Origin of the sequence: Proteus sp. TJ1640, assembly GCF_003144445.1 — a bacterium.
GTDB classification, from domain to species: domain Bacteria; phylum Pseudomonadota; class Gammaproteobacteria; order Enterobacterales; family Enterobacteriaceae; genus Proteus; species Proteus penneri.
Genome location: NZ_PENY01000001.1, coordinates 44,138 through 56,843, shown reverse-complemented (window position 1 = coordinate 56,843; position 12,706 = coordinate 44,138). Strand labels below are relative to the sequence as shown.

The 12,706-nt window shown below is 38.2% G+C and carries 12 protein-coding genes; 5 read left to right on the top strand and 7 right to left on the bottom strand.

The features are described 5' to 3' along the window. Nucleotides 1-27 precede the first annotated feature (27 nt). Together DK861_RS00240 and fabG are read right to left on the bottom strand one after the other, a co-directional pair. A complete protein-coding gene (locus DK861_RS00240) occupies nt 28-1,569 on the bottom strand; it encodes a phosphoethanolamine transferase (RefSeq protein WP_109398910.1) in 1,542 nt (513 codons plus the stop codon). A 115-nt stretch (nt 1,570-1,684) separates the two neighbouring features. Beyond that, nucleotides 1,685-2,440 (bottom strand): 3-oxoacyl-ACP reductase FabG, encoded by a 756-nt coding sequence (gene fabG, locus DK861_RS00235; RefSeq protein ID WP_006534171.1) that lies wholly within the window; start codon nt 2,438-2,440, stop codon nt 1,685-1,687. A gap of 533 nt (nt 2,441-2,973) precedes the next feature. On the opposite strand from fabG, the gene pfkA reads away from it, so the two are divergent. Together pfkA and DK861_RS00225 are read left to right on the top strand one after the other, a co-directional pair. After that, complete coding sequence (pfkA, locus tag DK861_RS00230) at nt 2,974-3,951, top strand: 6-phosphofructokinase (RefSeq protein ID WP_109398909.1); 978 nt, start codon at nt 2,974-2,976, stop codon at nt 3,949-3,951. A 262-nt stretch (nt 3,952-4,213) separates the two neighbouring features. After that, nucleotides 4,214-5,215: a sulfate ABC transporter substrate-binding protein gene (locus tag DK861_RS00225; RefSeq protein ID WP_109398908.1), complete on the top strand. Its 1,002-nt coding sequence runs from the start codon at nt 4,214-4,216 to the stop codon at nt 5,213-5,215. Nucleotides 5,216-5,318: 103 nt separating this feature from the next. On the opposite strand, the gene tpiA is transcribed toward DK861_RS00225, so the two are convergent. Next, on the bottom strand, nt 5,319-6,089 hold the full coding sequence (gene tpiA, locus DK861_RS00220; RefSeq protein WP_109398907.1) for a triose-phosphate isomerase: 771 nt from the start codon (nt 6,087-6,089) through the stop codon (nt 5,319-5,321). A gap of 106 nt (nt 6,090-6,195) precedes the next feature. Then, nucleotides 6,196-6,831, bottom strand: coding sequence for a DUF1454 family protein (locus tag DK861_RS00215; RefSeq protein WP_109398906.1), 636 nt, complete (start codon nt 6,829-6,831; stop codon nt 6,196-6,198). A 97-nt stretch (nt 6,832-6,928) separates the two neighbouring features. Between DK861_RS00215 and DK861_RS00210 the strand changes: the two genes are divergently transcribed. After that, nucleotides 6,929-7,360, top strand: a complete 432-nt coding sequence (locus DK861_RS00210) for a DUF805 domain-containing protein (RefSeq protein ID WP_109398905.1) — start codon at nt 6,929-6,931, stop codon at nt 7,358-7,360. A gap of 54 nt (nt 7,361-7,414) precedes the next feature. Here the strand turns inward: DK861_RS00210 and fpr are convergent, their stop codons facing one another. Continuing rightward, complete coding sequence (gene fpr, locus DK861_RS00205) at nt 7,415-8,161, bottom strand: ferredoxin--NADP(+) reductase (RefSeq protein WP_109398904.1); 747 nt, start codon at nt 8,159-8,161, stop codon at nt 7,415-7,417. A 332-nt stretch (nt 8,162-8,493) separates the two neighbouring features. On the opposite strand from fpr, the gene emrD reads away from it, so the two are divergent. Further along, nucleotides 8,494-9,678 (top strand): multidrug efflux MFS transporter EmrD, encoded by a 1,185-nt coding sequence (gene emrD / locus DK861_RS00200; RefSeq protein ID WP_072064654.1) that lies wholly within the window; start codon nt 8,494-8,496, stop codon nt 9,676-9,678. A 100-nt stretch (nt 9,679-9,778) separates the two neighbouring features. Here the strand turns inward: emrD and glpK are convergent, their stop codons facing one another. Then, nucleotides 9,779-11,311 (bottom strand): glycerol kinase GlpK, encoded by a 1,533-nt coding sequence (gene glpK / locus DK861_RS00195; protein ID WP_109398903.1) that lies wholly within the window; start codon nt 11,309-11,311, stop codon nt 9,779-9,781. 42 nt (nt 11,312-11,353) lie between these two features. Beyond that, nucleotides 11,354-12,169 (bottom strand): MIP/aquaporin family protein, encoded by an 816-nt coding sequence (locus DK861_RS00190; protein ID WP_006534156.1) that lies wholly within the window; start codon nt 12,167-12,169, stop codon nt 11,354-11,356. 294 nt (nt 12,170-12,463) lie between these two features. Here DK861_RS00190 and zapB point away from each other — a divergent pair, with 294 nt between their 5' ends. Beyond that, on the top strand, nt 12,464-12,706 hold the full coding sequence (gene zapB, locus DK861_RS00185; protein ID WP_072064652.1) for a septal ring assembly protein ZapB: 243 nt from the start codon (nt 12,464-12,466) through the stop codon (nt 12,704-12,706).

Sequence of the window (12,706 nt, the reverse complement as noted above, 5' to 3'; positions counted from 1 at the left end):
CTTTATTAAGAGAGCTATATAATGTGGTTAATTGATTTTGTCTTCTGGTAGCAGATTATAATCAATTTCTTCTTTTTGAAAGTTTATAACTGTATTTTGGTCAGAACAATTATCATTAGAAATCATATGGCAATAGTTAGGGATTTTTGAGTCAGTGATACCCGTCCATTCAGAGAAAAGTGACATGAAATATCGGCCATTTCTTCTTTCGGTTATATTTATTTTTTCTTTGCTATCACTGGATAGGATAAAAAGAGGTACCTCGAAATTCTGTTTAAATTTGTCGTCATGAGCTAATTTTGCATAACTTTTACCTTTATTTTCATAAGATAGCCCATGGTCGGAGAAATAAAGTAAAGACCATGATTTCCCTGTGCTATTTGATATATCTACAATATTTTCTAATAGCTTATCTGTATTTTTGATACTTTGAACATAGCAAGATAATTCGGTTGATTGAAAAAATTCATCATATTTACCTTGTGTTCTAGCACACGCTTGTGAATGAGAGCCTATTAAATGCACAACAATGAGATTGGTTTTTCCATTAGAATTGAAAAGAGCTTTCTTAATATCAGGTAATAAATCATTATCGGTTGTGAGACCATTATTATGATAATCGCCTTTGCTTAAAAAATGATAGGTATCTGCTCTTTTTCCTATGGTGGAAATAATTGAGTCTGAACCAATTATAGAACCTTGATTTGAAAACCAAAAAGTATTTAAACCCGCTTTTTTAGCTAGAGTGATAATATTGTTTGGTAACTCAAGCTCATGAGTATTTTTATTTTTTACTGTTAAAGATTGAGGAAGCGAAAGTAGTGTTGAAGGTGCTGCCGAGATATAATTATTAAATTGAATAACCGGGCTTTTTTCTAGAAATGGTGTGTTTTTTATAGAAAAACCATAACGTTGCATAAAGTCTCGCCTAACACTCTCTCCAATAACTAAGATATAATTATTATATTTTGTATTATTAATAGGTTGCCAATTATCTTTCTTATTCAGTTCTGTATTGATCCACTTATTTTCTATTTTTACACTATCATAATGTTTTTTTATATCACTAAAAAAACGCAGTATTGGTAATTTTGCTTCAAAGTTATAGGTACCATTATTTATCAGGTCTTTTATTGGCCAAGTAATACTCGTCATTATAAAAATAAAAATAATGAAAATAGAGGGTTTATTTTTAATAAAAATACTAACTTTTAAGCTGAGTAAACCAAATATAACAACCAATAAACTATATATTATATTTATAGGCGAAAGGGTTTGAATAAATTCTAAAGTCTCATTCGTATTTGTATAAAAAACTGAAATTACAGAATTAATATTAGGAGAACCATATTTTAAGCCGATAGGCGTATAAATAGCACCAATTATTGATAATAAAATTATACAAATAGAATAGATTTTTTTAAAACGACCAGATAAGCATAGAAGAAATGCAGTAAAAGTGAGAACATAAAAAAAACGTAGTATATAGCCTAGAGAGATATGTAGTAATAAAACAAAAATAAGCAAAATTAAGCATTGAATAATGCTGTTTTTTAAGAGTTTCTTCATGATGTCAATTAAGGATTAATGATTAATTATGGCTGTATTATTTTAGGCATTATAGTTTTTTTTTAGGACGAGGAAAACCAAGGAAATCAAATTATTTCCTTGGTTAAAGAGGTTATTACAACAACGCCTCTGGAGATTCAGGTAAAATCTGTCCACCATCGACAATAATTGTCTGCCCTGTAATATATTTTGCTTCATTCGACGCAAAGAAGGCAGCGGCGTAACCGATATCTTCAGGTTCACCTAAAGTATGTGTTGGGATTGATGCCTTCATTTGATTTAAATACGCTTCACCTTGCGCCTGTAAGCCTTCGGTGAGGATATTGCCCGGCATCACAGCATTAATGGTTATACCATGACGTGCATATTCAAGTGCTGCGCTGCGCATAAAGCCAAGTTGTCCTGCTTTGCTTGCCCCGTAGTGGCTCCAGCCTGGATAGCCTGTGATTGCTCCCGTAATGGATGACGTGATAATCACACGACCTTGTTTTTGTTTCTCCATGACACGAAGTGCAGCTTTCACTAAAAAGAACATACCTTTAAGGTTAACTGTATGCATTTTATCCCAATCAGCTTCGGTCATCTCTTTAATCGTGGCTTGAGGGAAAATGCCTGTATTGGAACAAAGAATATCAAGTTTGCCATACTCTTTTACGACATCATCAACCACTTTTTCACAGGCGGATTGATGAGTGACATCAAGGTGCATAAACTCAACATTTAATTCTTGTTTTGTTTTATTGCCAGCAACATCATCAATATCGGCAATAATCACCTTAGCACCACTATTTTTTAGGGCGATGACAATACCTTTACCAATGCCTTTTGCGCCACCTGAAACTAAAGCGATTTTACCCGTTAAATCAAACATAAAACCTCCTATTAAGTGAAAGTTCCACTGTATCAGTCTCGGTTGAAAAGCGGTAAATCAACCAGAGAACTTTGTTGTCGATCACAAATGTACCTTAGATCATTTTTTTCTTTAAAAGGATGACATCACAAAATAGAGAGATAAACGGCAGATAGAACATCACACCAGAGAAAAACTGAATATTTATCAAAATATGCCGATGCTATTTTTTAGCATAAATAGCGTTTTTTTGAGATGAATGCAAAAAGGCAGTAAAGTGTCTGTATAAAAAGTGTTAACTTATTAGAGAAACATATTTGAGATAGACTAGTATAATCTTTATATAGCCTATTTGATTAGTTTAATGCGCATCAAGTTTATGAAAAAAAATATACGATAATGATGAACTGGTAAAAAATATGCGTACAATGGTATTGTTGAATCAATTCAGCATTTGCGATATCGGTATATAATACCAGACAAGCCGATATTGAGATAAAAAGTTATTCCAACAATTTTGCAATAATTACATCGAATAAGAATCAGAGGTAATCATGGTCAATAGGATCAAAAGAATTGGGGTTTTAACAAGTGGTGGTGATGCACCAGGTATGAATGCCGCGATCCGTGGTGTTGTTCGTGCCGCACTAAGTGAAGGTTTAGAGGTTTATGGGATTATGGATGGCTATATGGGGCTATACGAAAATCGCATGAAAAAACTCGACCGTTTTAGCGTGTCAGACATGATCAACCGTGGTGGTACGTTCCTTGGTTCTGCTCGTTTCCCTGAATTCCGTGAAGACAACGTTCGCGCTGTTGCCATCGAGAACATGAAACAAAATGAGCTTGATGCCCTAGTCGTTATTGGCGGTGATGGTTCTTATCTTGGTGCGAAAAAACTGACGGAAGCAGGTTTTCCATGTATCGGTTTACCGGGCACAATTGATAATGACGTTGCTGGCACTGATTATACTATCGGGTATTTTACTGCATTAGAAACGGCTGTTGAAGCAATTGACCGCTTACGTGATACATCAACTTCTCACAAACGTATCTCTATCGTGGAAGTGATGGGGCGTTACTGTGGTGACTTAACACTGTCTGCGGCAATCGCAGGGGGCTGTGAATTTGTTGTTCTGCCTGAATCTGAATTACCTTTTGATCGTGATGAATTGCTGGCAGAAATCAAAGCGGGTATTGAACGTGGTAAACGCCACGCAATCGTCGCAATCACTGAACACGTTTGTGATGTGCATGAATTAGCTCGTTTTATTGAAGCCGAAACTAAACATGAAACGCGTGCAACGGTATTAGGTCATATCCAACGTGGTGGTTCTCCAGTTGCTTACGACCGTATTCTTGCTTCTCGTATGGGAGCTTATTCTGTACAACTGCTATTAGAAGGTTACGGTGGTCGTTGTGTTGGTATTCAAAATGAAAAACTGGTTCACCATGATATTATTGATGCGGTCATGAATATGAAACGTGTCTTTAAAGCTGATTGGTATGAAACAGCGAAAAAACTCTATTAATCAATAGGGTTATCGTAATACCTAAGCCTTTCTGAGTTCTATCCTTATTCGTGAACTGCTCTGATACATTTTCTTTGTGTCAGAGTAGCTTCTCGAGTGAAAATATTTCATTTAGCTATTTCTATCCTCCTTTATTTCTTTTTATCCCCTTATATTGATAGTCATATTCCCGTTGTGTATATCCATCGGTTTTTTGTTATTTCATCGTGATAACACTTTCTGTCAGCCTAGTTAAATACTTAACGATAAAGGGTGGATAGCTATGCTTAAACAATGGGGTTTATTATCAACAGCTTTAGTCGTATTACTTTTTTCTAATAGTTTATGGGCTAAAGATATTCAGTTATTAAATGTCTCTTATGATCCAACGAGAGAGCTTTATCAGCAGTATAACCAAGCATTTAGTCAGTATTGGAAGCAGAAAACGGGAGATAGTGTCACTATTCGCCAATCACATGGTGGTTCAGGAAAGCAAGCGACATCAGTTATCAATGGTATTGAAGCGGATGTTGTCACATTGGCACTTGCCTATGATATTGATGCAATCGCACAGCGAGGAAGCATCAATAAGCAATGGATAACGCGATTACCCGATAACTCTGCTCCTTATACTTCAACGATTGTTTTTCTGGTGAGAAAAGGAAACCCTAAGCAGATAACAGATTGGGATTCGCTGATAAAACCGGGTGTTTCCATTATTACACCTAATCCCAAAACCTCAGGAGGTGCCAGATGGAACTATCTTGCGGCATGGGGTTATGGATTAAAAGCTAATCATCAAGATAGTGAAAAAGCGAAAGCCTTCGTTAAAGCACTTTATCAGCAAGTTGAAGTATTAGATTCAGGAGCGCGAGGCGCAACCAATACCTTTGTTGAGCGAGGCATCGGTGATGTATTAATTGCATGGGAAAACGAAGCGTTATTAGCGATTAATGAACTAGGTGCTGATAAATTTGAGATAGTCACACCATCAGTATCTATTCTTGCAGAGCCTACAGTATCTGTAGTTGATAAGGTTGTCGATAAACGAGGAACACGAGAAATTGCCACAGCGTACTTAGATTATCTTTACTCATCACAGGGACAAGAGATTGCAGCAAAAAACTATTATCGCCCTAGAGATAAAGCAATAGCAGAGAAATACCAAAGCAGTTTCCCAAAACTCGAACTATTTACGATTGATGAGGTTTTTGGTGATTGGCAATCAGCACAGAAAATACATTTTGCGACAGGCGGTGTGTTTGATGAAATAAGTCGTCGTTGATGTGTCATAAAGCAAAAACAAAAAAATCACCTTCTGCTTGATATTCAGTAAGGTGATTTTCTCTATTTTTTATCTCTTAATGGCAGAAGCCAAAAAGATAAAATTATTTTTTCGCTTTTGCAGCGGCGGCTGCTTTAACGATAACGGCAAATGCATCAGCTTTCAGTGAAGCGCCACCGACTAATGCACCGTCGATGTCTGGTTGACCAAACAGTTCAGCGGCATTTTTATCGTTAACAGAACCACCGTATTGGATGATTACTTGTTCAGCGATAGCGGCATCTTTCTTCGCAATATGATCACGAATAAATTTATGGACAGCTTGTGCTTGTGCTGGAGTTGCAGATTTACCAGTACCGATAGCCCAGATTGGTTCATAAGCAATAACGGCATCTTTAAATGCTGCAGCACCATGTGCATTTAACACGGCATCGATTTGGCGAGCACACACTTCTTGCGTTTTGCCTGCTTCATTTTCTGCTTCAGTTTCACCAATACATAATACTGGTGTTAAACCTAACTCTTTTAACACGCCGAATTTTTGAGCGATAAACTCGTCAGATTCTTTATGATAAGTACGGCGCTCAGAGTGACCAATGATAACGTATTTAACATCAACGTTTTTCAGCATTTCTGCTGAAGTTTCACCAGTGAAAGCACCTGATAAGTGAACACCGGTATCTTGAGCACCTAATGCGATACGGCTTCCACCAATTTCATGGCGTGCTTGGCATAGGTAAACTGTGGGTGGTGCGATAGCAACATCACAACCTGCAACACCGCTAACTTCTTTACGTAATGCAGCAATTAATTCATGAACCATATGAATGCTGCCGTTGAGTTTCCAGTTACCCATGACTAATGGATGGCGCATAACTTTTCCTCCAACCGAGTGGTTTAAATTTAGTTTGCTAATAAACACGAATTCTGTTGATGCACAACAGTATAGAGAACAATGAATAGAATAGCTTTGTTTTTTATCACGGAATAGCTGAAACGATCTTGCTGTTTAAAGAAAGCTTAATCGGTTCAATAGCAAAAGTTGTTAATTGTTCACCTTCATGGGCAACAATATAGCGAATAGCCCCCACATCATGGCTAATATAATCAGAAGTTTGATTTTTAAAGGCGAATAAATTGAGAGCCTCTTGAATTTGCTCTGGGGTTATTGATGAGTCAAATTGAGCCACCAAAGTAATAATATATTGTGTGGTGATCTCACGATTTCTCTTTTCTAATTCAGGTGAATCAGGGGTATGGATCAGTGTGAGTTGTAAGCTTTTTATTTTTTCGCTACCGCGCTCTAATATTGCAGATGAATAGAGATAAGGTGTAATACGCGTTGCGGCTCTGACAAGTGGAATGGCAATATCGTGATTAGTGATAACTTTATATTCATTAAGCGATAACAACGGATTTTGTTGATTGAACTTAGCTCTTAGCTCCGGAATTGTCATTTCAAAAACAGGTGCATCTTGCTTAAGATAGGCAATATCATCTTTACTGGGCTGTTTTGGTGCGACAGACATCTCTGTTGCAGAAACAGAAGTTGGCAAACAAAGAGCAATGCTTATGATTATCAGGTATAACGTAGAAAGTGTATTTGCTTTTATCATCTGTCCTCCGCTTGTCTGTGCTGTTATTGGCTAGTCTGTATTATTTGATACTAAATGGACAGTGTAATTCACAAATTAAGTAAATTATTGAGAATTTATGACCTTACAACATTGGGCATTTTCATTCAAAGGGCGAATTGGGCGTCGTGACTTTTGGGCCGGTTTAGGTGCTTGTTTTGCGCTGTTTTTAGGCCTTTTTATTATCAATGATATGATTTATCCATTACCTGCCATTGTAATATGGATAGTGTTCCTTTTTATTCTTTATCCGCTATGTGCAATTTTTACAAAAAGACTTCATGACAGAAATAAAAGAGGAATATGGCTTTTATTACTTTTACTTGCTGTGATGTTGGGGCTGGCAGATACAAGTAGTTTAGAACCATTTTGGCAATGGGCGATAGGACGTTTTCTTCCTTCTTTTATCGGAATGATTATGTTGCTTGATTGCGGTGTCTTTGTTGGTAATGACGGTGAAAACTATTTTGGTAAACAGACTGAACAAGTAGATTATCGTCGCTGGCGTTAATCTATATGATTAAATCAATGAGGGTGAGAGAAATAAGCTCACCCTTATTTTTTATTACCAATATTGCTCACTGGTGATATGTCCGGGTTTGCGTCGTAAGTGCTTACGCATTTCCCGTTGTTCTTTTAAGAGTTGTTGAGTATCTCTGACCATTTGAGGATTACCACACAACATAATATGGCTCTCTTCTGGGCTGATGGTTAGGCCAACCGTTTTTTCTAAAGCGCCACTTTCAATTAATGCAGGAATACGTCCTGTTAATGAGCCAATGTGATTTTCACGGCTGACAATGGTTTGAATACGTAATTTGCCTTGATAACGTTCAACGAGTTTTTCCATTAAAGGTAAATAACTTAAGTCATTAGCATATCGAACAGCATGAACAAGAACGATATTTTCAAATCGCTCAAGATCGTGACCTAATTGCAAAATAGATAAAAAAGGCCCAATGGCGGTTCCCGTCGAAAGCATCCAAAGTGTATTTGTTGTGGGAATTTCTTCTAATACAAAAAAACCACTGGCTTGCTCAGTGATCAGGAGTTCATCACCGACGTTAAGTGCGCTTAATTTAGGGCTTAATTTTCCATTAGGCACAGTGACCAGATAGAATTCTAAATTGGGATCATCTGGTGCGTTTACATAAGAGTAGGCTCGTTGTACTCGCTCTCCATCAATATCTAGCGCTAATTTTGCAAATTGTCCGGCTGTAAACTTATCAATAGGAGCATTGACAACGAGACTTATTAACGCATCAGTCCAGTGATGAACTTGAATAACTTTTCCATTCACCCAATTAGCCATAGAGATAATCTCCTTTTGATAAACACGCTTATTTTGCTTATTTATTCTAAATAGGAAGTGGCTTTTTATTTATCAATATGGTGTGGTGATGTGATTAATCTAAGATTTTGTCAATAAATGACACAAAATGTACATATATATTGACATCTATGGTGTATTTCTCTGACATTAATCTTTATACAAAAATTGCTGACTATCTCGCAAATTTCTCCAAATTTGTTAACTTAGTCTCATTCTGAGAAGGTACGCATTTTGCAGAGTTTATTTTTATAAATTCTCTGTGGTATGCGTCTGTCCGTTAATTTATTTATCTAAAATTCTTGAGAAAAGAAATGAGAAAGTTAGAGCATGCAAATCTATTATTATTGATAATTGCATTGGTTGCTGTGGGTCAAATGACTCAAACTATTTATGTTCCTGTTATTGCTGATATGGCCGTTTACTTTGGTGAACCCACAGGGGCGGTACAGCAAGTTATGGGGGCCTATCTTTTTTCTTATGGTTTTTCACAGCTAATTTATGGACCTATATCCGACAAAGTAGGGCGCCGTCCTGTTATTTTAGTCGGAATGACTATCTTTTGTTTATCTACGCTAGTGGCGATTTTCTCGCAAAATTTAACCACACTGGTTATTGCCAGTACCTTACAAGGTATGGGAACAGGTGTTGCGGGTGTCATGACACGTACTCAACCTCGTGATTTATATACAGGCACTGCATTACGTTACGCCAATAGTTTGTTAAATATGGGGGTTTTAGTTAGTCCATTATTAGCGCCGATGATTGGTGGTGTTGTCGCTCACTTCTTTGGCTGGCATGCGTGTTATATCTTCTTATTATTATTAGGAACCAGTGTCCTGTTTTGTATGTATCGTTGGATGCCAGAAACGCGCCCAGTGCAAGTTGAAAAACGTAAAATGTTGTCATCATTTTACTTACTACTTTCAAATAGTACTTTCAGTGCATTTTTGATTATGTTGATTTGTGCATTATCTGGTATTGCTGTTTTTGAAGCATCAAGCGGTGTGTTAATGGGAGGAGTATTAGGATTAAATAGTATTACTATCAGTATATTATTTATTTTACCGATCCCTGCGGCATTTTTTGGCGCTTGGTATGCTGGTCGTGAAGGTAAAACCTTTGTGCAATTGATGTGGCATTCTGTTTTTTGTTGTTTATCAGCCGGTATCTTAATGTGGCTCCCCGGTTGGCTAAATATCATGAATATTTGGACGCTTCTAGTACCTGCCGCACTATTTTTCTTTGGTGCTGGTATGCTATTTCCATTGGCAACAACGGGTGCAATGGAACCATTCCCTTATTTAGCAGGCTCCGCGGGTGCATTGGTGGGTGGACTACAAAATGTGGGTTCAGGCGTTGCAACATGGTTTTCAGCCTTATTACCACAACATAATCAATTTAGCTTAGGTATGATTATGTTTGCGATGTCAGTGGCTATTATGCTTTGTTGGCTTCCTTTGGCTCATCGTTTTAGCCATGAAGAACATACTATTTAGGCTATTGGTGTCATCAATTAAATAAAAATGCCGAGAATAGAATTTCTCGGCATTTTGGTTTTGTAGCCTAGGCTACTTCTCTCTCAACTCGTTGTATTAATTAAGCGCGATCTTCCCACTCTTGTGCGCGAGCGACGGCTTTTTTCCAGCCGTTATAGCGATAGTTGCGCTCAGTGGTTTCGATACCTGGGCGGAATTCTTTATCAATAGCGGCTTTGTTTTTCACTTCTTCTAAATCGCTCCAGAAACCAATAGCAAGACCTGCAAGGAATGCTGCACCTAATGCGGTACTTTCACGAACAACAGGGCGTTCTACTCGAGTACCTAAAATATCGGATTGGAACTGCATTAAGAAGTTGTTGGCAACAGCACCACCATCAACACGCAGTGATTGTAAACGCGCACCTGAATCGGCTTGCATTGCATCGAGTACATCGCGTGTCTGATAAGCGATAGATTCTAAGGTTGCACGAATGATGTGATTACGGTTAGCACCACGGGTTAAACCAAAAATAGCACCACGAGCATACGGATCCCAATATGGTGCACCTAAGCCTGTAAATGCAGGAACAACATAGACACCATTAGTATCGTTTACCTTAGTTGCGAAGTATTCAGAGTCGGTGGCTTCATCAATGAGTTTTAGCTCATCACGTAGCCATTGAATGGACGCACCACCAACAAATACGGCACCTTCTAAGGCATAGTTTACTTCACCGCGAGGGCCACAGCAGATAGTCGTTAACAAACCATGATTAGAGCGAACGGCTTCTGTACCTGTATTCATCAGTAAGAAGCAGCCTGTACCATAGGTGTTTTTCGCCATACCACTTTGTACGCAAAGTTGACCATAAAGTGCAGCTTGTTGGTCACCCGCCATACCCGCGATAGGAATACGTGTACCCCCTTTACCACCAATGTTTGTTTGGCCATAGACTTCTGAAGATGGCACCACTTTTGGTAACATATTGCGAGGAATATCCAGCAGATCGAGAATTTTTTGATCCCAATCTAAAGAGTGGATATTGAATAACATGGTGCGTGAGGCGTTAGTGTAATCTGTAACGTGAACGCGACCTTGTGTCATTTTCCAAACTAGCCAAGTATCAACAGTACCGAATAATAATTCGCCTTTTTCTGCTTTTTCACGCGCACCTTCGACGTTGTCGAGGATCCATTTTAATTTTGTACCAGAGAAATAAGGGTCAACCATTAACCCGGTGTTTTGACGAATATATTCTTCAACACCTTCTTTATCTTTTAAACGCGTACAGAAATCCGCAGTACGACGGCATTGCCATACAATGGCGTTATAAACAGGTTTACCCGTTTCTTTATCCCATACAATCGTGGTTTCACGTTGGTTTGTAATACCAATACCGGCAACGTGGTCGGATGGAATATCTGCTTTTGCTAATACTTCAACTAGGGTTGCACTTTGTGTTGCCCAAATTTCCATTGGATCGTGTTCAACCCAGCCTGGCTTAGGATAGATTTGGGTGAATTCGCGTTGTGAAATACTGACGATATTGGCATCATGATCAATAACTACGGCACGTGAGCTTGTTGTACCCTGATCCAGTGCAACAATGTATTTTTTCTCGGTATTCGATGTATTTGTTTCTGTTGTCATATTAGTAACCTGTTCTGATAATCAACAATATTGCTCTTAATTTTATTTATCGTCTTCAATTTTGCAGGTATCGCAAGGTAAATGACGGCCAATTAATTTACGGTAAGCCAATGCACCTAAGATACCACCGATAAATGGAGCAATTATTGGAACTAAGAAATAAGGGATATCGCGTCCACCAGTCAGCGCAATATCACCCCAGCCAGCAAAGTACGCAACCAATTTTGGACCAAAGTCACGAGCTGGGTTTAAGGCGAATCCGGTTAATGGGCCAAATGCACCACCGATTACGGCAATTAAGATACCAATTAATAAAGGTGCTAATGGGCCTTTAGGTACACCGTTGCCATCATCAGTTAAGGCTAAAATTAAGCCAACTAATATAACGGCAATGATAACTTCAACAAAAAAGGCATGTATAACGGAAATTTGAGCTGCAGGATAAGTTGAAAATACACCAGCGGTGAAGAGACTTTCTTGTGAGCCTCTGACAATGCCATTAACTTGTTCGTAGTCGAGGAAAACACTGTAATACATAAAGTACACAATAGCTGCGGCAAAGAAGCCACCTAACATTTGTGCAATAATATAAGGGATAACTTTTCTGCGTTCAAAGCAAGCAAATAACCAAAACGCAACAGTTACTGCTGGGTTCAAGTGAGCACCAGAAGTGCCCGCGGTAAGATAAACGGCTAAGGCAACACCCAGCCCCCAGATAATACTTATCTCCCACAGTCCTAGCTCTGCACCTGCAATACGTACTGCAGCAACACAACCAAGACCAAAGAAGACTAGCAACGCAGTTCCGATAAATTCAGAAATGCATTGACCCATAAGAGAGGTTTTCGTCTGGCTCATATATTCTATCCTGAAAGAGGGTTATTTATTGTTAGTATTCTTTTCGAATTGAAAAGATAACTGTGAATTTATCGTTAATGAGCGTAAACGAGAATAAGCGAAATTGAAATTTGTGTGTCTCATCAAGAAAATGAGTGAAAACGCTCTTAATTAGTGACTTGATCGACATTTGTAATGTGATCTGACCAGTGTTTTTGAAAAATTGAAAAAAGAATGTAATTCCTCGGAAGATGCTAGACAGTTGTTGATAGGCTACTTACAATCGGAAGTATCGATTATATGGGGGATTACAGTATGTCATTTGAAGTTTTCGAAAAGTTAGAATCAAAAGTACAACAAGCAATTGATACCATCACGTTATTACAGATGGAAATCGAAGAGCTAAAAGAAAAAAATGATGCGCTGAGCCAAGAAGTTCAAGAAGCAAAAGGATCACGCGAAGCCCTTGTTCGTGAGAATGAAGAATTGAAACAAGAGCAATCAAGCTGGCAAGAGCGTTTACGTGCGCTGTTAGGCAAAATGGAAGACGTGCAGTAA